20 protein-coding genes and 1 pseudogene are annotated in these 25,286 nt (G+C 42.1%); 15 read left to right on the top strand and 6 right to left on the bottom strand.

What is annotated here, in order from left to right; all coding sequences use genetic code 11:
* Positions 1–81 precede the first annotated feature (81 nt).
* From rnr to tehB, 3 genes are all read left to right on the top strand, one after another.
* Positions 82–2,442 carry a ribonuclease R gene (gene rnr / locus AB4X21_RS07525; protein ID WP_003013344.1) on the top strand — a complete coding sequence of 787 codons (2,361 nt, stop codon included), beginning with the start codon at positions 82–84 and terminating at the stop codon, positions 2,440–2,442.
* Positions 2,405–2,872 (top strand): SsrA-binding protein SmpB, encoded by a 468-nt coding sequence (smpB, locus tag AB4X21_RS07520; protein ID WP_003005443.1) that lies wholly within the window; start codon positions 2,405–2,407, stop codon positions 2,870–2,872. Before rnr ends, smpB begins: the two co-directional genes overlap by 38 nt.
* A 128-nt stretch (positions 2,873–3,000) precedes the next feature.
* Entirely contained in the window at positions 3,001–3,861 is an 861-nt protein-coding gene (gene tehB / locus AB4X21_RS07515) for an SAM-dependent methyltransferase TehB (RefSeq protein WP_155126781.1), read from the top strand.
* A 128-nt stretch (positions 3,862–3,989) separates the two neighbouring features.
* On the opposite strand, the gene AB4X21_RS07510 is transcribed toward tehB, so the two are convergent.
* Both AB4X21_RS07510 and AB4X21_RS07505 read right to left on the bottom strand, forming a co-directional pair.
* Positions 3,990–4,532 (bottom strand): TetR/AcrR family transcriptional regulator, encoded by a 543-nt coding sequence (locus AB4X21_RS07510; protein ID WP_003013462.1) that lies wholly within the window; start codon positions 4,530–4,532, stop codon positions 3,990–3,992.
* Between the two features lie 340 nt (positions 4,533–4,872).
* A pseudogene (locus AB4X21_RS07505) lies at positions 4,873–6,216 on the bottom strand (Nramp family divalent metal transporter).
* A 168-nt stretch (positions 6,217–6,384) separates the two neighbouring features.
* On the opposite strand from AB4X21_RS07505, the gene AB4X21_RS07500 reads away from it, so the two are divergent.
* The 4 genes from AB4X21_RS07500 (at position 6,385) to AB4X21_RS07485 (ending at position 11,666) form a co-directional block, all read left to right on the top strand.
* Positions 6,385–7,086 carry an ABC transporter ATP-binding protein gene (locus AB4X21_RS07500; RefSeq protein ID WP_369087746.1) on the top strand — a complete coding sequence of 234 codons (702 nt, stop codon included), beginning with the start codon at positions 6,385–6,387 and terminating at the stop codon, positions 7,084–7,086.
* 13 nt (positions 7,087–7,099) lie between these two features.
* Entirely contained in the window at positions 7,100–9,823 is a 2,724-nt protein-coding gene (locus tag AB4X21_RS07495) for an FtsX-like permease family protein (RefSeq protein WP_320910521.1), read from the top strand.
* A gap of 445 nt (positions 9,824–10,268) precedes the next feature.
* A complete protein-coding gene (locus tag AB4X21_RS07490) occupies positions 10,269–11,111 on the top strand; it encodes a metallophosphoesterase (protein WP_155172273.1) in 843 nt (280 codons plus the stop codon).
* A gap of 111 nt (positions 11,112–11,222) precedes the next feature.
* Entirely contained in the window at positions 11,223–11,666 is a 444-nt protein-coding gene (locus tag AB4X21_RS07485; protein ID WP_155172271.1) for an Rrf2 family transcriptional regulator, read from the top strand.
* A 126-nt stretch (positions 11,667–11,792) separates the two neighbouring features.
* Here AB4X21_RS07485 and AB4X21_RS07480 read toward each other — a convergent pair whose 3' ends face one another.
* Positions 11,793–12,131, bottom strand: a complete 339-nt coding sequence (locus tag AB4X21_RS07480; RefSeq protein WP_155172268.1) for a hypothetical protein — start codon at positions 12,129–12,131, stop codon at positions 11,793–11,795.
* Positions 12,132–12,152: 21 nt separating this feature from the next.
* Positions 12,153–13,235, bottom strand: a complete 1,083-nt coding sequence (locus AB4X21_RS07475) for a Xaa-Pro peptidase family protein (protein ID WP_155172265.1) — start codon at positions 13,233–13,235, stop codon at positions 12,153–12,155.
* Positions 13,236–13,395: 160 nt separating this feature from the next.
* Here AB4X21_RS07475 and ccpA point away from each other — a divergent pair, with 160 nt between their 5' ends.
* The 4 genes from ccpA to thrS all read left to right on the top strand — a co-directional run bounded on the left by ccpA (position 13,396) and on the right by thrS (position 19,161).
* A complete protein-coding gene (gene ccpA / locus AB4X21_RS07470) occupies positions 13,396–14,400 on the top strand; it encodes a catabolite control protein A (RefSeq protein ID WP_369087745.1) in 1,005 nt (334 codons plus the stop codon).
* Positions 14,401–14,541: 141 nt separating this feature from the next.
* Positions 14,542–15,540: a glycosyltransferase gene (locus AB4X21_RS07465; protein WP_320910523.1), complete on the top strand. Its 999-nt coding sequence runs from the start codon at positions 14,542–14,544 to the stop codon at positions 15,538–15,540.
* Position 15,541: 1 nt separating this feature from the next.
* Entirely contained in the window at positions 15,542–16,864 is a 1,323-nt protein-coding gene (locus tag AB4X21_RS07460; RefSeq protein WP_125826745.1) for a glycosyltransferase family 4 protein, read from the top strand.
* 353 nt (positions 16,865–17,217) lie between these two features.
* Complete coding sequence (gene thrS / locus AB4X21_RS07455) at positions 17,218–19,161, top strand: threonine--tRNA ligase (protein ID WP_320910524.1); 1,944 nt, start codon at positions 17,218–17,220, stop codon at positions 19,159–19,161.
* Positions 19,162–19,372: 211 nt separating this feature from the next.
* On the opposite strand, the gene AB4X21_RS07450 is transcribed toward thrS, so the two are convergent.
* Positions 19,373–20,422 (bottom strand): DUF389 domain-containing protein, encoded by a 1,050-nt coding sequence (locus tag AB4X21_RS07450; protein WP_320910525.1) that lies wholly within the window; start codon positions 20,420–20,422, stop codon positions 19,373–19,375.
* Positions 20,423–20,923: 501 nt separating this feature from the next.
* Between AB4X21_RS07450 and yycF the strand changes: the two genes are divergently transcribed.
* The 4 genes from yycF (at position 20,924) to AB4X21_RS07430 (ending at position 24,293) form a co-directional block, all read left to right on the top strand.
* Positions 20,924–21,625, top strand: coding sequence for a response regulator YycF (gene yycF / locus AB4X21_RS07445; RefSeq protein WP_003005102.1), 702 nt, complete (start codon positions 20,924–20,926; stop codon positions 21,623–21,625).
* Positions 21,618–22,970, top strand: a complete 1,353-nt coding sequence (vicK, locus tag AB4X21_RS07440; RefSeq protein WP_003005638.1) for a cell wall metabolism sensor histidine kinase VicK — start codon at positions 21,618–21,620, stop codon at positions 22,968–22,970. The genes yycF and vicK overlap by 8 nt, the downstream gene beginning before the upstream one ends.
* Positions 22,971–22,977: 7 nt before the next feature.
* Positions 22,978–23,787, top strand: a complete 810-nt coding sequence (locus AB4X21_RS07435; protein ID WP_369087744.1) for an MBL fold metallo-hydrolase — start codon at positions 22,978–22,980, stop codon at positions 23,785–23,787.
* A 119-nt stretch (positions 23,788–23,906) separates the two neighbouring features.
* Positions 23,907–24,293: a YbaN family protein gene (locus tag AB4X21_RS07430; RefSeq protein WP_320910527.1), complete on the top strand. Its 387-nt coding sequence runs from the start codon at positions 23,907–23,909 to the stop codon at positions 24,291–24,293.
* 251 nt (positions 24,294–24,544) lie between these two features.
* Here AB4X21_RS07430 and AB4X21_RS07425 read toward each other — a convergent pair whose 3' ends face one another.
* Entirely contained in the window at positions 24,545–25,006 is a 462-nt protein-coding gene (locus AB4X21_RS07425; protein WP_320910528.1) for a hypothetical protein, read from the bottom strand.
* Positions 25,007–25,286 lie beyond the last annotated feature (280 nt).

Raw genomic sequence — 25,286 nt, 5'->3', positions numbered from 1 at the left:
TGTCTTTGCCTATTTTTATTTTGCAAAACGATATCCCAACCAGATAGAAAAAAGGAGGCTGGATAACCAGCAAATACATTCATGAAAACAAGTATTAAAGAATATTTACAAGAGCATGACAAAGTCCAGATCAATGATCTGGCAGCGGCTCTAGGAAAAGAAGGGTCTAAGGATTTCCGTGACTTGGTCAAAACCATCTCTCTGATGGAACGCCGTCATGAGTTGAAATTCGAAGATGATGGCTCTCTTCGTTTGGCTCAAAAGAAGGCCCCAGCCATTACTCTCAAGGGGATTTTTCATGCCCATAAAAATGGCTTTGGCTTTGTCAGTTTAGAGGGCGAAGAAGAGGACCTCTTTGTTGGCCGAAATGATGTCAACCACGCTATCGATGGCGACACCGTTGAGATCGTTATTACCAAGGTAGCAGACCGAAACAAGGGAACGGCAGCAGAAGCTAAGATTATTGATGTCTTGGAACATAGCATCAAAACGGTAGTTGGACAAATTGTCCTGGATGAGGAAAAACCTAAATATGCCGGCTACATTCGTTCGAAAAATCAAAAAATCAGCCAGCTGATCTATGTGAAGAAGCCAGCCATCCAATTGGAAGGGACCGAAATCCTCAAGGTCGAAATTGATCAATACCCGAGCCGCAAGCACAATTATTTTGTAGCGACGGTACGGGATGTGGTCGGTCATGTGACAGATCCAGGAATCGATGTCTTGGAAGTGTTAGAATCCATGGACATCGTCTCAGAATTTCCAGAAGAAGTGCTGAAAGAGGCTGCGCAGGTTCCAGATGCACCGTCTGCTATGGATTTAGAGGGACGCTTGGATCTGCGAGATGAGATCACCTTTACCATTGATGGGGCAGATGCCAAAGACTTGGACGATGCGGTCCATATCAAGCTACTCAAGAACGGCAACTTTGAGCTGGGCGTTCATATCGCAGATGTTTCTTATTATGTTACAGAAGGTTCAGCACTTGACAAGGAAGCTCTGAATCGGGCAACCTCTGTCTATGTGACTGACCGAGTAGTGCCCATGTTGCCAGAGCGTCTCTCCAATGGGATTTGTTCTTTAAATCCGAATGTGGATCGCCTGACCCAGTCTGCCATCATGGAGATTGATCCTCATGGCAAGGTTGTCAAGCATACCATTACCCAAACAGTGATCAAGACAACCTTCCGAATGACCTATAGCGACGTCAATGATATCTTAGCAGGAGACGAAGAAAAGGCTCAAATCTTTAAGAAAATTGTCCCAAGTATTCATCAAATGGCCACCTTGCACGGCATTTTAGAGAGTATGCGGATTCGCCGCGGAGCCCTTAATTTTGATACCAATGAGGCTAAAATTCTGGTCAATAAAGAAGGAAAACCGGTCGATATCGTCCTTCGTCAAAGAGGAATTGCCGAGCGGATGATTGAGTCCTTTATGCTGATTGCTAATGAGACAGTGGCGGAGCACTTTACACGACTGAAACTGCCGTTCATCTACCGGATTCACGAAGATCCAAAAGCAGAAAAAGTACAGAAGTTTATCGATTATGCTTCTAGCTTTGGGATCCAAATCTACGGAACGGCTAGTGAGATGAGCCAAGAAGCCCTGCAAGAAATTATGCGCAAGGTCGAAGGAGAACCCTATGCAGATGTCCTTTCAATGATGTTGTTGCGCTCGATGCAGCAGGCCCGCTACTCAGAGCATAACCATGGCCACTATGGGCTTGCTGCTGAGTATTATACCCACTTTACCAGTCCCATTCGTCGGTATCCGGACCTGATGGTTCATCGAATGGTGCGCGAATATGGAAAATCCCAAGAAGTAGCAGAGCACTTTGAGCAAGTTCTTCCAGACATTGCCAGCCAATCCTCTAGTCGGGAACGCCGAGCTATTGATGCAGAGCGCGAAGTAGAAGCCATGAAGAAGGCAGAATACATGGAAGACTATGTTGGGGAAGAGTACGATGCCGTGGTTTCCAGTGTGGTGAAATTTGGCCTCTTTGTGGAGTTGCCAAATACAGTTGAAGGCTTGATCCATATTACCAATCTTCCTGAATTCTACCATTTTAACGAAAGAGATCTCACCCTTCGGGGAGAAAAATCGGGAGTGACCTTCCGTGTCGGTCAGCAAATCCGAATCAAGGTAGAAAGAGCCGACAAGATGACAGGAGAGATTGATTTCTCTTATATTCCAAGTGAATGGGATGTCGTCGAAAAAGGCCTCAAGGCTAAAGGGCGTGACCGAGATGGTAATCGCAGGGATCGCAGACGCAAGGACAAAAAAGTTTCTAAGGGATCAACCGCTAGAAAAGATGACAAACGGAAAGATTCTTCATCTAAATCCAAAAAGAAAAAAGGGAAGAAACCATTTTACAAGGAAGTAGCAAAGAAAGGAGCCAAACATGGCAAAGGGCGAAGGAAAGGTAGTCGCGCAAAATAAAAAGGCGAGACATGACTACACCATCGTGGATACAATAGAAGCAGGGATGGTGCTGACGGGGACAGAGATCAAAAGTGTCCGTGCAGCACGCATTAACTTGAAAGATGGTTTTGCACAAGTAAAAAATGGCGAAGTTTGGCTTAGCAATGTCCACATTGCCCCTTACGAGGAAGGCAATATTTGGAACCAAGATCCAGACCGTCGTCGCAAGCTCCTGCTTCATAAAAAGCAAATCCAAAAGCTGGACCAAGACACCAAAGGGACCGGAATGACCTTGGTGCCTTTGAAGGTCTATCTCAAGGATGGCTATGCCAAATTGCTTTTGGGGCTCGCTAAAGGGAAACATGATTATGACAAGCGTGAGTCCATCAAACGTCGGGAACAAAACCGAGACATCGCACGGGTCATGAAACAGTACAATACACGTTAAAGAAAAAGGCAGTTTTGAAACTTGTTTCAGATCTGTCTTTTTGTGGTAACGGGTTCTCCTTTTTCCAACTTGTAAAAAGGGGCTTTTTTATGTATGATAAGGGTAGTGAAAGAAAAAGGAGAAGCAGCATGACACAAAAATTGATTGCTTACAAGCGCATGCCTATCTGGACCAAGGATACCATGCCAGAAGCTCTTCAAAGAAAGCACAATACTAAGGTAGGAACCTGGGGAAAGATTACAGTTTTAAAGGGTCAGTTACGATTTATTGAATTGACCGAAGAGGGGGAAGAAATCGCGAGCCACCTCTTTGAAGCAGGAGCAGAGACCCCCATGGCCGAGCCCCAGGCCTGGCATCGTGTCGAAGCGGCGACTGACGATGTGGAGTGGTACCTGGAATTTTACTGTGAGCCAAAAGACTATTTCCCCAAAAAATACAACACCAATCCTGTCCATTCAGAAGTGCTAGAAGCAGTGGGAATTGTCCCCGCTGGAAAGGCATTGGATCTAGGATGCGGGCAAGGACGCAACGCCCTCTTTTTGGCCCAACATGGCTTTGACGTGACGGCCGTCGATCAAAATGAACTGGCTCTTGAGATCTTACAAAGTATTGTCGCTGAGGAAGATCTAGAGATGCCTGTGGGTCTCTATGATATCAATGCTGCTGCACTCACCCAAAACTATGATTTCATCGTATCGACTGTGGTCCTCATGTTTTTAGACGCTGATCGGATTCCAGCGATTATCCGCAATATGCAAGAGCATACCAATCCAGGTGGCTACCATCTCATTGTCTGTGCCATGGATACAGAAGATTATCCTTGCCAGATGCCTTTCTCGTTCACCTTTAAAGAAGGAGAATTGGCGGAGTATTACAAGGATTGGGAATTGGTCAAATACAATGAAAATCCTGGCCATCTCCATCGTCGAGATGAGAATGGCCATCGGATTCAACTTCGATTTGCAACCATGTTGGCAAAGAGAAAATAGAGAAAAAGCAGGATCCTAGCATCCTGCTTTTTTGCTTTCTACAAACAAGTTGAACAAGGTGATCTGAATGTTGTTCATTTGCCAAAAAGAAAAACCTTCTCCATAAAGGTAGGAGAAGGTTGGGGAATTTAGTTCCAGCTAGCAAAGTCGCAGACGCTGAGAATGATCGTCCCGATTTCGATTGGCTCTTCTTTCGCACCGGATTCTAACCAGGTCACAATCACAGATTCAATCGTAGCGATGAAAATTTCTAGACCATACTTGTATGGAACTTGAAAGTCTGAAATGATATGTTCCTTTGCATGGGGAGTATCGTCTAGTGCATGGAGAGTAAAACTTCTTACTAATTTACGGAAGTCCGAGCAACAGGATTGTGACAATGCATAAATAAAATCATAATTCTCTTTAATAGCTGTCAAGACATTGAGAAAGTTCACCTTGACAGGGCTTCCTTCAACGAAGAGGCTATCTAATTCTTGCATCATGTCCATTTTCATTTGCTCAAACATGTCGTATTTATCGACATAGTGCAAGTAGAAGGTCCCTCGGTTTATCCCAGCGCTTTCAGTTAATTGTCGAATAGTGATGCTATCAAACGGTTGTTGCAAGAGCAGTTTTGAGAGCGCATTTCGTAAGTCTGACTTGGTTGTCGTGTGTCTTTGGCGTGCCATATGTTCCCTTCTGTAGTTGTATCAATCGATTTCTATTTATTTGACGTTAAAATAATTTATTTCTTAAATAATTTAACGCCACAACAAATAGCATTATACTCCAAAAAAATAAATTAGACAATATTTCTCATTTTTGTACAGATAACGAAAAGTGTACAAAAATTTTACAAGTTTATGAATGACGGGCACTGACAAGATTTTGTGAAAACCTCACAACAATTAGTGATTTAAAATAATTCCCTCCTAAAAAAATGGTCAGGAAATTTTTAGGAAATGAAGAAACAAGATGGAGAAGCTTGTGTAATGAACAAAAACCAGCACCGTTGAAGTGCTGGTTTCTTTATTTGATAAAAGTTGTCACGATCAAATTGAAATTTAAGATGGTTAAGACAATCGCAACGAGATATCCTAAGAACGTATTCCATTTCGCATTGACATGCTCTCCCATGATTTCCTTGTTGGAGGTGAAATAAACCAGAGGGAAGATAGAGAAAGGAAGAGCAGCTGATAGGAAGACTTGAGAATACACCAGAAGGTCATCGAGGACATGTTCCTGATCTCCAAATAAGATCGCAACGATGATGACAGGAAGAAGGGCAATGATCCGAGTCATGAGACGAACGACCCATTGTGGCAGGCGGAATCTCAAGAAACCTTCCATAACGATTTGACCGGTTAGGGTCCCGGTAATGGTTGAATTTTGACCACTGGCTAACAAAGCGATGGCAAAGAGGGTGGACAAGAAGGGACTGGCGATAGCACCAGCAATATGGTTATCCTTGAGGGCGTTGTACATGCTAGAGAAAGCACCGATCTTATCTCCGTGACCAAAGAAGAGGGTCTCCAAGAATCAAGAGGAGGAGTTGACGACGAAAGCCAAACTCAATTCAATATTTGAATCCCAGGTCATAAAGCGCACTGCCCGTTTGATATCTGCTGGATCCTTGTAATCGACTTTTCGTGTTTGCGAAATGGAAGAGTGGAGATAGAGGTTGTGAGGCATTACGGTTGCACCGATGATCCCAAGCGCCAAGGTTAAGGCTTCATTTCCTTTTGGAAGTCCAATTCCCAGCACCTCTTTTTGAGGGAGGAAGCCAGCGAAGATTCCTCCGATATCTGGTTTCGATAGGAAAACCAGATAGCCAAAAATTGCAAGGATCGTGAGGATCAAGGTTGAAACGATGGCCTCGATCTTTCGAAATCCTAGATGCATGAGTCCTAGTAATAGGAAGACATCAAAGATGGTGATCAGGATAGAAAAGAGCAAGGGCCAGCCAAAAAGAAGGTGGAGGGCAATCCCTGATCCGATGACTTCAGCCAAATCTGTCGCCATCAAGGCAAGCTCGATCACAATCCAAAGGGTATAGCGAAGCCATTTTGGCAAATGATGGGCGGTTGTTTGGGCCAGATCCTTACGATGGACAATCCCTAGTTTACCAGCCATTTGTTGCAACTGCATGGCGATTAAAGATGAGAGAAGAACCACTGATAAGAGGAGGTAGCGGTATTGGGCCCCTCCGACGACACTAGTAATCCAGTTTCCCGGATCCATATAGCCGACAGCTACTAGACTTCCTGGTCCTGAAAAGAGCAGGAGGGTCTTCCAAAAAGGGATCCCTTTTGGCACGTCAATAGATTGGTTGATTTCTTGAAGTGATTTCCTTTCAAACTGTTGTAAACTCACGATGAGCCTTCTTTCTAAGAATAAATCAAATTTGTCTCTAATTATAGCATAAAATTTATAATAGTTCATGATAATTTAGGATAACCTTGTTTTCTGCTACCTCGATTTCTTTGTAATCTATCAGAAAAGGACTATAATAGAGTTAGGAAGTAGGAGGGAGGAGAAGAAATGGCCTATATCGAAATGCAGCATTGTTACAAGCGCTATACGAGTGGGGAGACTGAGATTTTCGCTAACCAGGATGTTTCCTTTGAGATTGAAAAAGGTGAGTTGGTCATTATTTTAGGAGCTTCAGGAGCTGGAAAATCAACGGTCCTCAATATCTTAGGAGGGATGGACACCAATGACGAGGGTCAGGTTCTGATTGATGGGGTGGATATTGCAAAGCTCAATGCTCATCAACGAACCAATTATCGACGAGATGATGTTGGTTTTGTCTTTCAATTTTATAATCTGGTCCCTAATTTGACAGCTAAGGAGAATGTTGAGTTGGCTTCAGAAATTGTTTCTGATGCTCTAGATTCGGAAGCTGTTTTAAAAGAAGTAGGACTTGGCAATCGTCTTGATCATTTTCCTGCCCAATTGTCAGGGGGAGAGCAACAACGAGTGGCGATTGCTCGGGCAGTGGCGAAGAACCCTAAAATTCTCCTTTGTGATGAGCCAACGGGAGCCTTGGATTACCAGACGGGTAAGCAAGTATTGGGGATTTTACAGGATATGTCTCGAAAAAAGGGAGCGACGGTCATCATCGTAACCCATAATGGTGCCCTAGCTCCGATTGCAGACCGTGTGATTCGCATGCATGATGCCAAGGTCAAGTCGGTAGAAATCAATGAATTTCCTCAAGATATTGCTACACTAGAGTATTAGAAGAGGTGGTAGCATGAAACGAAAAGTCTATTGGAAGGATCTATTTGCTTCCTTTACACATTCAAAAGGACGTTTTCTCTCCATCTTAACCTTGATGTTATTGGGAAGCTTGGCCTTAGTTGGCTTAAAGGTGACCACTCCAAATATGCACCGAACGGCTAACCAGTTTATTCAGCAACAAAAGATGCTAGATCTTGCTGTCATGGGGGACTTGGGATTAGATCAGGCAGACCAAGAGGAACTTTTAGGAGTCAAAGGAGCGCGTGTCGAATTTGGTTTACTGCTGGATCTGACGGTGAAAGGAACAGGAGAGGCGATTCGACTTTTTTCTCCTCCAAAGAGCCTTTCTTCTTTTCGTGTGACCAAGGGGCGCCTGCCCAAAAAAGAAGGGGAACTGGCCCTAGCGAGTTTTTGGGAGGATCGCTATCAGATAGGGGATACCCTCACACTTGAAGAAAAGGCTGGAACTCGCTCTAGTTTAAAGCGAAAGCAATTTACCATTGTTGGCTTTGTACAATCCTCTGAGATGTGGTCTCAAAAGAATTTAGGCACTGCCATGAGTGGCAGTGGGAATCTGGATGCCTATGCTCTGGTTTCAAAAGAAGTCTTCACCACCAAACTTCCCGCGATGGCGCGGATCCAGTTTGATGATCTGAGGTCTTTAGATTCTTTTTCGCAAGTCTACCAAAAACGGCTCGAAGCTCATCAAGAAGAGTTAGAAAAACTTCTGAAAGACAATGGAAAGGCCCGCTATCAAAGACTCAAGCAGGAGGCTGATGGGCAGATTCAAAAAGGCCAGAAAGAACTCAGTCGTGCCAAGGGAACACTCCAGTCAGCCAAGAGTCAGATCGATCAGGATCAACAGCAATTAGATTTGCAGGAGGCCCAGTTCAAGGAACTAGCTCCATTTCTGCCAGCTAAAGAGCAAGCAGCCAGTCAAGAAAAGATCCATCAAGCCAAAGAACAACTGGATCAGAAAAAGAAAGACTGGGCTACAGGTGAAACGGAGCTTGCAAAAAAAGAGGAGGAGCTAAAAAAAGCCCAAAGGGAGCGAGATCAGCTGGAGATTCCAACTTATCATGTCTATGACCGCAAGACCATGCCAGGTGGACAAGGTTACCTGATGTATAGCAATGCCAGTAGCAGTATTTCCGCTGTCGGAAATATTTTTCCGGTTGTTCTTTATCTAGTAGCCGCCATGGTGACCTTTACCACGATGACCCGCTTTGTCGATGAAGAGCGAACCAATGCAGGTATTTTTAAGGCGCTGGGTTATCGTACCAGGGACATCATTCTCAAATTTGTTCTCTATGGATTCTTTGCAGGGACGATCGGTACCCTTCTAGGAACCTTGCTGGGCCATTATTTCCTATCGGGGATCATTTCCAACATTATCACGCAAGGGATGGTGATTGGAGAGAGCAGAGAGTATTTTTATGGGGATATGACTCTAATTGCGCTCGGACTGTCTTTCGTTGCGAGTGTGCTTCCGGCTTACTGGGTTTCGCGTAAGGAATTAAAAGAAGAGGCCAATCTTCTATTGCTTCCTAAACCACCGGTATCCGGTTCGAAGATTTTCATAGAGCGTCTCCATTTTATTTGGAAGCGTCTGAGTTTCACCCACAAGGTCACTGCTCGTAATCTCTTTCGTTACAAACAACGGATGCTGATGACCATTTTTGGAGTGGCAGGTTCTGTTGCTCTTCTCTTCGCAGGGCTAGGAATTCAATCCTCTGTAGGAGGTGTTTCTAAACGCCAATTTCAAGAGATCCTATCTTATGAGTTGATTGTAGTCAAAAAAACGAATGCATCAAGCCGAGAAAGCAAGGAACTAACCAATCGTCTGGAAAAATCAGATATCAAAGATTATCGACCGATCTATAGTAAGGTCGTCGAAGCATCTTTAAAGGGTGGACGCGACAAGCAGACCATTACGATGATGGTAACAGATCGTACAGATTTTTCTCCCTTTGTCAGCCTGCGTTCTCTCAAACAAGGAGAGCCCTTGTCTCTCAAGAAAGGAGTCATCATCAGTAGTAAGCTAGCACAACTAGCTAGGGTTACAGTTGGCGATCGACTGACCTTAGATGACCATACTTTTAAGGTAGCAGGGATCACTGAAAATTATGTCGGCCATTTTATCTATATGGATCAAGCAAGTTACCAAAAAATCTACGGAAAGCAGACTTCAGCAAATAGCTATTTGCTGAAGTTGAAAAATCCTTCTACACAACAAGTGCAGACTGTCAGTCAAGATCTGATGGATCTTGCAGCTGTGAAGGCGGTTAGTCAGAATGCTTCGATGATTTCCCTCTTTAACTCAGTTGCCAAATCCTTGGACACCACTATGATGATTCTGGTAGTCGTATCGATCTTGCTAGCTATCGTGATCTTGTATAATTTAACCAATATCAATGTGGCAGAGCGGATCCGGGAATTATCGACCATTAAGGTCTTAGGATTCCATAATAAGGAAGTGACGCTCTATATTTACCGCGAAACCATCTTATTGTCTATCATAGGGATCCTCATTGGATTAGGAGGTGGCTATTATCTTCATCAATTCCTCATTGCCATGATAGCACCAGATGCCATTCTCTTTTACCCTAAAGTGGGACTTGGCGTTTTTCTCTTTCCTGTCGGAGGAATGCTCCTTCTCTTGATCCTGTTAGGAATTTATGTTGACCATTATCTCCGAAAAGTAGACATGCTCGAAGCCCTCAAATCAGTAGACTAAGATACAAAGCCGTTAAGCAACTCAAAGGAAAATAGGGAGCAGGACAGAAGCACTGTTGTATAGAATGCTTCGTTGTCCTGCCCCCACAAGGCTGATTAGGATTTTTCCGAGCTCTTAAAGCGAGAGAAAAATCCAATCAGCTACTGTGCCTTTGAAGTTAGTACTATTACAGTTTGCGTTTTTCACCCAGCATTTAGGGCGTGTTCAATTCGTGTAACGGCAAGCACTATGGTGGCTTGCCTACACGAATTACTAACTCTTCGGGAGGATAGTATCGATCCTCTCTCATCCTGGCGCAATTCACTAAGATACAAAGCCTGTAGCTGATAGCGACAGGCCCTCTAGCCTTATTTTTCATTTCTAGCAGCATGGAATGTTCATAAAACTTTCACCTTTGGGTGGAAGTTTTTCTTCTCTTTGTTATAATGGAGAGAAGGAGAAGATCATGACTAAAATTGCTTTACTTTCAGATATTCATGGAAATACGACAGCATTGGAAGCTGTCCTAGAGGATAGTCGAAAAGCCAAGATGGATGAATATTGGCTCTTAGGAGATAGTTTGATGCCTGGAACAGGGAGACGGGCCCTCTTGGAGCTGTTAGAGGAGTTACCTATTACGGTCAAAGTCCTTGGAAACTGGGAAGATAGTCTTTGGCGGGCTATGAGGGGGATGTTGGATGAGACTAGATCCAGTCATCGCTACCTCATGCGCCAGTGTCAATATATTCTGGAAGAAATCACGCCCCAGGAAATTGAAGACATGCAGAAAATGCCCATGCAAGTCCATAGAGAAATCGCAGGTTTAAAGATCGGCATTACCCACCACTTACCTGATAAGAATTGGGGTCGCGAATTGATCCATATTGGTGAGCAGAAGGATTTTGATCGTTTGGTGACAAACCCGTCTTGTGATATTGCAGTCTACGGACACATTCACCAGCAGTTTTTCCGCTATGGGACAGGAGGAGAACTGATTATCAATCCTGGCTCGATCGGTCAACCTTTCTTTTTAGAAAAGAATCTTCGCAAGGACCTTCGGGCCATGTATGCTATTCTTGAATTTGATCAAATGGGGTTAAAAGATGTAGATTTTAGACGGGTGGACTATGATGTCCAAAAAGAACTGCAACTTGCAAAAGACCTCCATCTTCCTTATTACCAAGTGTATTATGAAAGTTTGGTCAATGGCATTCATCATACCCACAATCATGAGCTCCTTCATGAAATTGAGCAGAGAGAAGGTCATGATCGAGAAATCGATGCTTGGCTAGAGGACTTCTTTCAATAGTGTAACTGTTGACATTACAACTAAAAAGAGTATAATAGGAATAACGAAAGTCGTCTCTTGACGGTTGTTCAATAGACTCTACCTTCAAAACGGGTAGAAAGGAGTGAAGTTATGCAAATTTCGAGTCGCTTTACCATTGGGACTCATGTCTTGATCATGATTGCTCTACAAGGAGAAAAAACAAAAGTAACCAGTGATTTTTTGGCAGGAAGTGTCGGCGTGAACCCTGTTATTATTCGAAAGACCTTGTCTCAGTTGAAGAAAGCCGGATTAATCCATGTAGCGCGTGGGACAGGCGGAGCTGAGCTCGCAAAAGCAGCCGATGAGATCAGCCTGCTGGATATCTATCAAGCGGTAGAATGCTTAGGTTCGACAGGTCAATTATTTGGCTTCCATGAACATCCAAATCCTGCTTGTCCAATTGGAAATAGCATCCATGACGTTCTAGATGGGAAGCTGGAAGAGATTCAGCTGGCCATGGAAAAAGAAATGGCACAAATAAGTCTAGAGCAAGTAGTGAAAGAAGCTAAAATGAAGATGGAAGTAGCCTCTTAGTCCAATAAACAGAAGCTATCAATCTCTGGTAAGCAAGAGAGAAAGTTACCGATAGGAACTTGCTGATTCATTGATAGATACGTTAAAATAAAAAATTTCAGTACCTTAGATACTGAAATTTTTTTATTAATTGATGAAGGACACTAATAATGGAATGAGGGATAAACCTAAGAAGATCCAGGTCCAATAGCGATTGGGAATAAACATGAAAGAAGAAGAATCACGGTAAGCGATTCGTTGCCCTGTCTCTTCATCAATAAGATAACGAACTTCATCTGAAACAAATCTTTTTGTTAATAAATAATTTGTGGCTGCTGTAAATAGGCTAAACATGATCCCCATCAGAAAGCCATGAACTCGATTAGCGACATTAAAATGAAGGACATAAATAGCAAGGTTGGAGACAGCTCCTCCAATAAATAAAGCAAGTACAACGAGCAAGCCTTTACCACGCCAAACAATCATAAAACAATCTCCTTTTCTATCTTAATCAAAATATAGCAAATCTTTGCTAGTTTCTGTAAAGAGTCCAAAGCCATTTTTTGTCACATAGCCACAGTCTTCGATACGGACACCGACTTTACCTGGGATATAGATTCCTGGTTCGACTGAGAAGCACATTCCTTCTTCGATAACCATGTCATTTCCTTCCATAATAGAAGGGAATTCATGCACATCCATTCCGATCCCGTGTCCGAGGCGGTGGTTGAAGTATTCACCATAGCCAGCTTTTTCGATGACGCTGCGTGCAGCACGATCGACGTCGTGAGCTGTTACACCTGGTTTGATCATGTCAATGGCTGCTTGTTGAGCTTCTAAAGTCAAGTGGTAGATTTCTTTTTTGAAATCATCTGGTTTCCCAACCGCAACAGTACGAGTCATATCTGACGCATAACCATTGACCATACAGCCAAGGTCAAAGAGCAAGAGAGCATCATTTTCGACTTTGTTGCTTCCTGGAATTCCGTGTGGGTTAGCTGCATTATTTCCAGTCAAGACCATGGTTTCAAAGCTCATTTCATAACCCAATCGTTTGATACCAAAGTCGATTTCTGCTACGATATCAGTTTCTGTTTTATCCAGTGAGATGGCGTCGAATCCCATATTGACAGCCTTATCTGCATATTGACCAGCCACCAACATTTTTTGGATCTCATCAGCAGATTTGATCAAGCGCATCCGGTTAATCCGTGGTGTCAAGTTGGTAAATGTTGCTTTTTCAAAGACAGTACGCAAGCCATTGTATTTGGTAAGGATCAAGTTATCATATTCAAGTGCAACGGTTTTAGCATCTGGTTTTGCGATAGCCCCTTTAATCTTTTCCCATGGATTTTCAGAATCCACATAGCCAACCACTTGGAAATCGACAACTGCAGTCGCCCGTTCCACTTCAAGTGCAGGAACGAAGAGAAGTGGTTCATGGTCAGTGTAAACGAACAAGAAGAGTTGACGTTCGTGGGGATCACTGTAAAATCCAGTCAAGTAATTGATGGTGACAGGATCGGATACAACAGCGACATCTGTTTTTTCAGTTTCAAGAAAATCGACGATTTGATCTAATTTAGACATAATGCTACCTTCTTTCTATGGATCTATTTTGTCAAATTTTCCCCAAAAAAGCAAGAGTTTACAAAATTTTACCAAAATACTTGAAAGTGTTTACAATCCATGATAAAATAGGATTAATTAGAGAGTGAAAACGAAATTTTCAATAATGAAAGGAAATCTTATGAATACAGACGATACAGTAACGATTTATGATGTCGCCCGTGAAGCAGGGGTTTCAATGGCAACCGTTAGTCGTGTAGTGAATGGAAATAAGAACGTTAAAGAAAATACACGTAAAAAAGTATTAGAAGTGATCGAACGCTTGGATTACCGTCCAAATGCTGTTGCGCGTGGTCTTGCCAGCAAGAAAACCACAACAGTCGGTGTTGTTATTCCAAACATCACGAACAGCTATTTCTCTACATTGGCTAAGGGGATCGATGACATTGCTGAAATGTACAAGTACAATATTGTTCTTGCAAATAGCGATGAAGACGATGACAAAGAAGTTTCAGTGGTAAACAACCTTTTTTCAAAACAAGTGGATGGCATCATTTTCATGGGCTATCATTTGACAGAAAAGATTCGCTCAGAATTTTCACGCTCTCGTACGCCGGTTGTCCTTGCTGGGACAGTGGATGTTGAACACCAATTACCAAGTGTCAATATTGACTACAAGCAAGCAACCGTTGATGCTGTTACACAGTTGGCAAAACACAACAAGAAAATTGCTTTTGTAAGCGGCCCATTGGTGGATGATATTAATGGAAAAATTCGTTTGACAGGCTACAAAGAAGCTTTGAAAGCGAAAAAATTGAGCTATAGCGAAGGACTTGTGTTTGAATCCAAGTACCGTTACGATGAAGGATATAACTTGGCAGAACGCATCATTGCATCGAAAGCAACAGTCGCCTTTGTAACAGGTGATGAATTGGTTGCAGGTCTCTTGAACGGTTTGTCTGATAAAGGGATCAAGGTACCAGAAGACTTTGAAATTATCACCAGCGATGATTCACAAGTAACTCGTTACACGCGTCCAAATCTATCAACGATTGGCCAACCTTTGTATGACCTTGGTGCAATCAGTATGCGTATGTTGACCAAGATCATGCACAAAGAAGAGTTGGAAGAACGCGAGGTACTGTTGTCTCATACGATCAACCAACGTGGAACGACCAAAAAATAAGGATTAGTAGAATAGAGTCTCGACTTGGGAAGACGTGTCTACTAGTCTGAGAGGTTAGAACAGAACTGTTCTAGCCTCTTTTTTATACTGCAAACAGGTAGAGACTTGCTGGGCACTCTTTATTTCGGTATAATAGAAGGTATGAAAGTTTTACTGTATTTAGAAGGAAAATCCGTCTTACAAAAATCAGGAATTGGTCGAGCCTTGCAGCATCAAATGCATGCACTTGATTTGGCTGGTATTCCGTATACGACAGATATTTTAGGAGATTATGATGTGGTGCATATCAATACCTATGGCCCACGGAGTTTCCTTTTGCTCCATGCAGCAAAGCGTCGTGGAAAGAAAGTCATCATGCATGGCCATTCAACCCGTGAGGATTTTGAAAATTCCTTTATCGGGTCTAACTTTTTTGCGCCCTTGTTTGGGAAGTATTTGGCTCACATGTACCAAAAGGCAGACTATGTGATCACACCATCTGAGTATTCCAAACACCTGATTCAGTCTTATGGGGTGACCACACCGATTATTGCGGTCTCCAATGGGATTGATTTGGAAAAATATGAGAAGGATCCGAAAAGAGAAGAAGTCTTTCGCAAGCATTTTAATATCCAAGAAGGCCAAAAGGTTGTTATCTGTGCCGGGCTTTATTTTAAACGTAAAGGGATCGAAGACTTTGTAGAAGTAGCCCGTCGCATGCCGGATGTGCGCTTTATTTGGCTAGGTTCTATCAACAAATGGATCATTCCGCGTAAGATTCGTCGTATCGTGGAAAAGGATCATCCTAGTAATGTGGAATTCCCTGGCTACTTCAAGGGAGCGGTCTTCCAAGGGGCCATGACGGGTTCAGATGCTTTCTTTTTCCCTTCTTATGAAGAAACAGAAGGTATCGTTGTTTTGGAAGCCTTGGCCAGTCATCAGCACACGGTCTTGAGGGATATTCCAGTATACAATGGCTGGATCGACGAGATGTCATCTGAATTGTGCCACAATGTAGACGAATTTGTGGATTCCTTGAATAAGGTCTTGAACGGACAAGTAGACAAGCGAGAGGCGGGCTACAAGGTCGCTGAAAGTCGTTCGATCGACTTAGTGGCACATCAATTGGTCGAAGCCTATCAAACAGTTTTGGAGATGTAAGATGCGTGTAGGGTTATTTACAGATACCTATTTCCCGCAAGTTTCGGGAGTGGCGACCAGTATTCGGACGCTCAAAACAGAATTAGAAAAATTGGGTCACACGGTCTTTATCTTTACGACAACGGATAAAGATGTCAACCGCTATGAAGATTGGCAGATTATTCGAATTCCAAGTGTGCCTTTCTTCGCCTTTAAGGACCGTCGGGTCGCTTATCGTGGCTTCTCAAAGGCGCTTGCCATTGCCAAGCAATACCAGCTGGATATTATCCATACCCAGACTGAGTTTTCACTGGGACTTTTAGGAGTATGGATTGGACGTGAGTTGAGGATTCCTGTCATTCATACCTACCATACCCAGTATGAGGATTATGTCCGCTATATTGCGAGAGGCATGGTCATTCGCCCAAGTATGGTCAAATACATTGTGAGAAGCTATATGAATGATTTGGACGGAGTGATCTGTCCAAGCGAGATCGTCTATGACTTGCTCCAAAAGTACAAGGTTAAGGCAGAAAAACGCATTATTCCGACAGGGATTGATTTGGCCAAGTTTGACCGACCGGAAATTACTCCGACAGAGACAGCAGCTCTTCGTGAAAAATATGAAGTAGCAGAAGATGAAACGCTTCTATTGAGCCTTTCGCGGGTTTCTTATGAAAAGAATATTCAGGCTGTTATTGCGGCCCTTCCAGACGTCTTAAAGGTCAATCAAAAAGTTAAGTTGATTGTCGCTGGAGATGGTCCTTATTTGGATGATTTGAAAAAACAGGCAGCGAAACTGGGGATTTCAGATGCGGTTGTCTTTACAGGGATGATCCCACCCAATGAAACAGCTCTCTACTATAAGGCGGCTGACTTCTTTATTTCAGCTTCAACGAGTGAGACGCAAGGTTTGACCTATTTAGAGAGTATTGCTAGTGGTACCCCGATTATTGCTCATGGCAATCCTTATCTCGAACATGTGATTGATGACCCTATGTTTGGAAAGCTCTTTTATGAGGAGAGCGATCTGGCCCAAGCAATTCTTGAAGCGATTGACGAGATGCCTGCAATTGATGAAACCAAGTGGGCGGAAAAGATCGATGATATTTCTGCAGCAACCTTTGGCCGTCGGGTCTACGAATTTTACCTGGATAAAATCATCTCTAAAGACTTCTCAAATGATTTGAATCCTGAACAAAGTCGGGTCAAGCGGATGTCTAAGACCATTGTGAAAATACCGACCAAGGTGATTGCTCTTCCGGTCAATGGATCTGTGAAAATGATGAAGGCTTCGGTCAAACAAGTGAAGAAAATCCGTAAAATCACACATTTCTTTGATTGAAAATGAAACTTTTTCTTGCAAAATTTTTCAATCGTGCTATAATAACTGACAGAGACATATCAAATCTAGGAAATCTGATAGAGAGCGCGTGGGGCTGGAAATCGCGTAGAGGATAGGTTTGGGACTACTCGTGATTCTTTTATGCAAACATAAAACGGTGGCTACGTTAGAGCCAATCAGAGGTGTCCCTCTTTTTTGAGGAACATAAATGAAGGTGGAACCACGTTGCGACGTCCTTTCGAGGAGGTCGCTTTTTTGATTTTTTAATGAGGAAATCAAAAGGAGTGACGATTCCAATGTTCAAAGACACCTCCCACCCATTTAGCTACTAAAAACTTTATAAGGAGAAAATCATGATTAAGATTACTTTCCCAGATGGCGCTGTTCGTGAATTCGAATCTGGCGTTACTACTTTTGAAATTGCTCAATCTATCAGCAATTCTTTGGCTAAAAAAGCCCTTGCTGGTAAATTCAACGGCAAATTGATTGACACAACTCGTGCCATTACTGAAGATGGAAGCATTGAAATCGTGACACCTGATCACGAAGATGCTCTTCCAATCTTGCGTCACTCAGCGGCACACTTGTTTGCACAAGCAGCTCGTCGCCTCTTCCCAGATATTTACTTGGGTGTTGGTCCAGCGATCGAAGATGGTTTCTACTACGATACAGATAACCAAGCGGGTCAAATCTCTAACGAAGACCTTCCTCGTATCGAAGAAGAAATGAAGAAAATCGTGAAGGAAAACTTCCCATCAATCCGTGAAGAAGTGACTAAAGACCAAGCGCGTGAAATCTTCAAAAATGATCCATACAAATTGGAATTGATTGAAGAACACTCAGATGACGAAGGTGGTTTGACCATCTATCGTCAAGGTGAATACGTTGACCTTTGCCGTGGGCCACACGTCCCATCAACTGGTCGCATCCAAATCTTCCACCTTCTCAATGTAGCAGGTGCTTACTGGCGTGGAAATAGCGACAACGCGATGATGCAACGGATCTATGGTACTGCTTGGTTTGACAAGAAAGACTTGAAGAACTATCTCCAAATGCGTGAAGAAGCTAAAGAACGTGACCACCGTAAGCTTGGTAAAGAATTGGATCTCTTCATGATTTCTCAAGAAGTTGGTCAAGGTCTTCCATTCTGGTTGCCAAATGGTGCGACCATCCGTCGTGAGTTGGAACGCTACATCGTTGATAAAGAAGTAGCAGCAGGCTACCAACACGTCTACACTCCACCAATTGCTTCTGTAGAACTTTATAAAACTTCAGGTCACTGGGATCACTACCGCGAAGACATGTTCCCACCAATGGATATGGGGGATGGAGAAGAGTTTGTTCTTCGTCCAATGAACTGCCCTCACCACATTGAAGTCTACAAACACCATGTGCACTCTTACCGTGAATTGCCAATCCGTATCGCTGAAATCGGTATGATGCACCGTTATGAAAAATCTGGTGCTTTGACTGGTCTTCAACGTGTCCGTGAAATGTCTCTGAATGATGGTCATACCTTTGTAGCTCCAGAACAAATCGAGGAAGAATTCAAGAAGATCCTTCAATTGATCATCGATGTGTATGAAGACTTTAACTTGACAGATTACCGTTTCCGCTTGTCTTACCGTGATCCTGAAGACAAACACAAATACTTTGACAACGATGAAATGTGGGAAAATGCTCAACGCATGTTGAAAGCCGCTGTTGATGATATGGGTGTTGAGTACTATGAAGCTGAAGGGGAAGCAGCCTTCTACGGACCAAAATTGGATATCCAAGTGAAAACAGCTCTTGGTAAAGAAGAAACCCTTTCTACCATCCAATTGGACTTCTTGCTTCCAGAACGCTTTGATCTTCATTACATTGGAGCAGATGGAGAAGAACACCGTCCAGTTATGATCCACCGTGGGGTTATCTCAACGATGGAACGCTTTACTGCGATCTTGATTGAAAACTACAAGGGAGCTTTCCCAACCTGGCTTGCTCCTCACCAAGTAACCCTTATCCCAGTATCGAACGAAAAACACGTGGACTATGCTTGGGAAGTGGCTAAGAAACTTCGTGACCGTGGTGTTCGTGCAGATGTGGATGAACGCAATGAAAAAATGCAGTTCAAGATCCGTGCTTCACAAACTCAAAAAATTCCTTACCAATTGATTGTTGGTGACAAGGAAATGGAAGACAAGGCTGTAAACGTACGTCGTTATGGTCAAAAAGAAACAGAAACCATGTCAGTGGATGCATTTGTAGAATTGATTCTTGCAGATATTGCAAATAAATCCCGTGTTGAGAAATAAACCATTTAACCTAGAACAAAATCTCAGCCACCTAAAAAGCAACAACTGAAATAGTTGTTGCTTTTTTACATTTTGATTAAGCTGAGCTAGTAGTGATCTGTCAAACCACCACAAATAGTATCCTCATCAACAATTCTTTCTATCCACTAACTTTTGGATATAGGATATCCTCCCAAGATTTGCTTCCTCGAGTTAGATAAGGTCAATATCCTCAATCCTTGTCTGCTTCATTTTCTTTTACGAGATCTTTTTGAGAATCTTTTTCAGAGAGTTTTTGATCGATATACTTGTTAATGGTTTCATAAAATTCCTTGGTCATCTCACTATCTAATTTTGTCGAATTATGGACTTGATTGACTTTCAATTGAACAGATTGAATACCGTAAGAGGCTTGCTTTTGGCGAATTGTTTCTAATTCTTCTTCTGAAATCGGATCTCCAACAACTGTCAAGACTAATTCATTGCTACTTGACTTGTAGACTTGATTAATGATCGTATGATTAGAGAACTCTTTGCCTACAAACTGTTTAATCCCTTCTTTTCGTGCTTGATCTATCGTCAGAGTGACTGCTGAATAGCTGGCCGGAAGAATCAATAATACAATCAAGGATATCAACCCAATTCTCATTTTAATGTTTAGCTCTTTAAATGAACTTAAGGGAGATTTTCTCATCAAAATTCTTGTTCCAACAATGTTGGTTAGCATGATAAAGACACAGTTGATCAAGAAAAGATAGAGAGCTCCAAATAAAAATCGTACATTTCCATTAGCTAAACCATAGCCTGCAGTACAGATAGGTGGCATCAGAGCTGTTGCAATGGCTACTCCTGGCACGATATTGTTTGCTTCTTTTTTCCTTGAACCAATGACACCTGCTATCCCACCAGCAAAAGCAATGAGAACATCCCAAATGGTTGGAGAGGTTCGTGCAATCAGCTCGCTACTTGCATAAGATAAGGGAGAAATCCAGAAATACAGAGTCGAGACAAGCAAGCTGACCAATACTTGAGTAAATAAAACCTTTAGAGATTGCTTGATTAAACGCGTATCAAAAATAGCTAAACCGAATCCCAGTCCAACAATCGGGGTCATAAGAGGAGAAATCAGCATGGCTCCAATAATGACAGCTGTTGAATTCATATTTAGTCCGATAGAGGCAATAAAAATCGCACACATCAAAATCACTGTATCTCTTAATCGAACATGAAGGTCATCATATAATTTCTCACGGTATTCACGTGTTGAATAGTTTCCGGTCATTGGTTGCTCCTTTTATTTCATATAATCTTGTTTCTGCATAGACGATGGTAGAGAGACCTCTGTCTAAACTGACATATTTTTAATTCTCACCTGTCATTCTTTTGAACATAATTTTTTAAATATCCATCAGTCTATCCTTGATATTATATCAAAAAGTTTACAGTCTTTCTCTGAAGAACTCAATCAATTTAAAAGATAGTGAAGGCAGAAATTTTTGTATCCTTATCCGAAGAAGAAAAACGATATCTCCTCTGAAAGTAGATACCGTTTTAATGTTTAAACATGATGAGTATGTAGCAGCAATCCTAGCTGATATCTCCAACAAATCACGTGTTGAGAAATAATGAAAAAATAAAAAGATTGAGATGTAATGATCTCAGTCTTTTTGCTTTTTCTTCCTGGAAAGTCCAGCAATTGAGACTCCACATTTCTTCATAAGTTTGATATAATAAGAAGATAGAGATTGATAAGGAAAAGTTGCATTAGAAACAGGTATGTAAGATGAAAAGAATATTAGTAGTTGATGATGAAAAACCAATTTCAGATATTATCAAATTTAACATGGCAAAAGAGGGATATGAAGTTTTAACGGCCTTTGATGGGCGGGAAGCTTTAGAAGTCTTTTCAGCTGAAAACCCAGATGTTATTATTCTAGATTTGATGTTGCCAGAGATTGATGGCTTGGAAGTGGCGCGGACGATTCGTAAGACCAGCAATGTGCCCATCATTGTCCTATCTGCTAAGGATACGGAATTTGATAAGGTCATCGGGCTTGAAATCGGGGCGGATGACTATGTGACCAAACCTTTCTCTAATCGGGAATTACAAGCGCGTGTGAAAGCCTTGTTGCGTCGTTCGGAGTTTGCGGCTGATCCTCAGTTTGAAAAAGATGCCGATACAGAAATTGTCATTGGCGATCTTCACATTCTTCCAGACGCTTTCTTGGTTCGAAAAGGCAACAAAGAATTGGACTTGACTCATCGCGAGTTTGAGTTGCTCTATCACCTTGCGACCCATGTCGGTCAAGTGATGACCCGTGAACATCTTCTTGAGACGGTGTGGGGCTATGATTACTTTGGTGATGTTCGGACGGTGGACGTGACGGTTCGTCGTTTGCGTGAAAAAATCGAGGACACACCGGGACGTCCAGAATATATCTTGACCCGCCGTGGTGTTGGATATTATATGAGAAACAATGATTGATCAACTAAAACAATTTGTCATGTCGTCGAACTTTGTCTTTGTGCTGATTACGGTTGGGTTTATCATTGTGGTTGCCTTGCTTTTGCTGGAAAACCGTAGGGACAATATCAAGCTCAGACAATTAAACGCTAAAATTAAGGATCTGATTGCAGGGGATTATTCCGAAGTGGTCGATATGCAAGGAAGTCCAGAACTGACGGATATGACCAATAGTATCAATGATCTGTCTGAAGTTATTCGCCTGACGCATGAAAACTTGGAACAAGAAACCAAGCGTTTGACCAGTATTCTTTCTTACATGACAGATGGGGTACTTGCGACCAACAGACGTGGTCAGATCATCATGGTCAATGAAATGGCAGCCAAGCAATTGAACGTTAATCCAGATGAGGTGCTCAATACCAGTATTCTGGATTTGCTTTCGCTTGGAGATGACTATGATTTGCGAAGCTTGATTACAGAAGTACCAGAGTTGACCATTGATTCCCAGGATGAAAATGGGGAATACTTAAGTCTTCGTGTGCGCTTTGCCTTGATTCGTCGCGAGTCAGGTTTTATCTCTGGTCTGGTAGCTGTCTTGCACGATACGACAGAGCAGGACAAGGAAGAGCGGGAACGTCGCCTCTTCGTCTCCAATGTGAGTCATGAATTACGGACACCTTTGACCAGTGTGAAATCCTATCTGGAAGCCCTAGACGATGGCGCTTTGTCAGAGCCAGTAGCACCAGATTTTGTCAAGGTTTCACTCAATGAAACCAACCGCATGATGCGTATGGTCACAGATCTATTGAGCTTGTCACGAATTGATAATGAAACCAGTCAGTTGGACATCGAGTTGACCAACTTTACGGCCTTTATCACCTTTATTTTAAACCGATTTGATAAGATCAAGAGTCAATCGCAAGAAGATACCAAGAAGTATGAACTGATCCGGGAATACCCGATCACACCGATCTGGGTTGAAATTGATACGGATAAAATGACCCAGGTGATCGACAATATCTTGAACAATGCCATCAAGTACTCACCTGATGGTGGAAAGATTAAGGTAGGGATGAGAACAACTGATGCCCAGTTGATTATCTCCATCTCAGATGAGGGCTTGGGAATTCCCAAGAAAGACTTGCCTCGCATTTTTGATCGCTTTTACCGAGTGGATAAGGCGCGTAGCCGGGCCCAAGGTGGGACTGGTCTAGGCCTAGCCATTGCTAAGGAGATCATTAAGCAACACAAAGGCTTTATTTGGGCCAAGAGTGAATATGGCAAGGGATCTACCTTTACCATTGTCTTGCCGTACGACAAAGACGCTATTAAAGACGACTGGGATACAGAAGAGGAAGAATAAGGAGTCAATGACAGAAGAGGGATTTAAGTATAGTATTTTAGCTTCAGGTTCTAGTGGGAATTCTTTCTACCTTGAGACGCCAAAGAAAAAACTGCTTATTGATGCAGGGCTATCAGGGAAAAAGATTACGGGACTATTGGCTGAAATTGATCGCAAACCAGAAGACTTAGATGCCATTTTGATTACGCACGAACACTCAGACCATATCCATGGTGTGGGTGTTTTAGCGCGGAAATACGGCATGGATCTATATGCTAATGAAGCAACTTGGAAGGCTATGGAAGGCACCAAGTATCTAGGAAAGGTCGATGATGCTCAAAAGCACATTTTTGAAATGGGGAAGACCAAGACATTTGGCGATATCGATATTGAAAGTTTTGGGGTCAGTCACGATGCTGTTGCCCCTCAATTCTATCGCTTTATGAAGGATGGAAAGAGCTTCGTCATGCTGACGGATACGGGCTATGTGAGTGATCGCTTGGCAGGCATCGTCGCGGATGCTGATGGCTATCTGATTGAGTCCAACCATGATGTAGAGATCCTTCGAGCAGGTTCTTATGCTTGGCGCTTGAAGCAGCGGATCTTGTCAGACCTAGGCCACCTTTCTAACGAAGATGGTGCCGATGCCATGATCCGAACCTTGGGAAATCGCACCAAGAAGATTTATCTGGGGCATTTGTCAAAAGAGAACAATATTAAAGAATTGGCTCATATGACCATGGAGAATCAACTGGCTCGAGCAGATCTAGCTGTCGGCCATGATTTTGAGGTGTTAGATACCTCGCCAGATACCGCGACCCCTTTGACGAAGATATAAAATAGAGAAAAGCAACTGTCACCTTGTTAGTTGCTTCCTTTTTTAAATATAGATGTAGGTTTTTTATTTTTTTGTTTACTGAAAAGGTTCGAAATTTGTATTGTGTGAAGGAGAAGTAAATGCGCCTTGTTTATCTTACGATTGGTTTTATGTCTTTGGGATTAGGAATTATTGGGATTCCATTACCGATTTTATCGACGACTCCCTTTTTACTGTTGTCTATGGCTTGCTTTGCTAAAAGTTCCAAACGCTTTGAAACTTGGCTCTACCAAACCAAGCTTTATCAAACCTATGTATCGGATTATCGAGAGACCAAATCGATTGCCAAAGAACGGAAAAAATGGATCCTTCTTCAGATCTACATCCTGATGGGCATTTCGATCTATCTGGCCCCGATTATTTGGGTGAAGCTTGCTTTAGGGGCTTTGACGATTTTTATCACCTTTTATCTCTTAAAAGTGATCCCTAATAAGCCTGAAAATCCAACAGACGAAGATCCTGATTAAAAATGGAGAAATCAGGCCCTAGAACTAGGAAAAGAAGTGCGTTCGTGCTTCTTTTTTTGTATAAAAGAAAAAACCCTTGTGTATCAAGGGTTTTGGTGCGTTGACTACGCTTCAAGAAATTTTAATAAGCGATCTACTTTAGGATTTTTAGTTTTCTATAAAAGGATCAACTCTTAAATATGATTAAAGTATATTTAAGAGTTGATCCATCTTTTATTAAATATCTATTATTGTGATATGTATCTATTATATCATTGTTCTAACTCAGTTATCTTTTCTAACATTTCTTGTATATCCTTTTGCGTCTTGAAAGGATTATTTTTTATTTTCTTAACAAAGAGAATGAGTGTGATAATCAAAAAAATACAAGCGATAACAGGGTTAATGGTAAAGTATAAAAGGCTACAAAATGCAGATAATCCTACAGGAAAATACCAAGAAGAAGCTGGATATACCTTTGCCCCTCTATATGTATAAAGACCACGATTTGTTCGTTGGTAATTTATATTTCCTTTCTTAACACTGCTGAAAGCATCCACAGTGGTTTTGTTATATACCTTATTGTATATTGCACGTTTAGGATCTTTAATAAGGCCTGTCCCTTTTTGGCCGTATGTTGGAATGATTGCTCGTTTAACCTGTCTCTTTAATTTCGATGTTGTCCGAGCTTTTAAACTCTTTGAAAGACTGGGTTTTATAACTCCTATTTTCATAGTAATACTCCTTATTATTATTTCAATCCCAAACTCTTTTGTTTTAATTATATCAAATAACGAAGGGGAATGAAATAATAACGAGGTAAAGAAATAAAATTCACTATAAGAAGTGGGCATTAAGTTGGTAAGATATAGAAATGCGAAAGTTGAAGAAACTTAAAATTCATGGAGCAAACTTACAAAACGTGATATGCAACTTATTCGCTCGATATCTAAATACACCTAAAATATAGTAAAAGCAATTAGCTGTATCTAATGGATATCTAATGGTAATCGT

The organism is Streptococcus sp. CP1998 (assembly GCF_041026655.1).
In the GTDB taxonomy this organism is placed as follows: Bacteria; Bacillota; Bacilli; order Lactobacillales; family Streptococcaceae; genus Streptococcus; species Streptococcus dentalis.
Note: the sequence above shows the minus strand (reverse complement) of the source record. Positions and strands in the feature narration are given on the sequence as shown.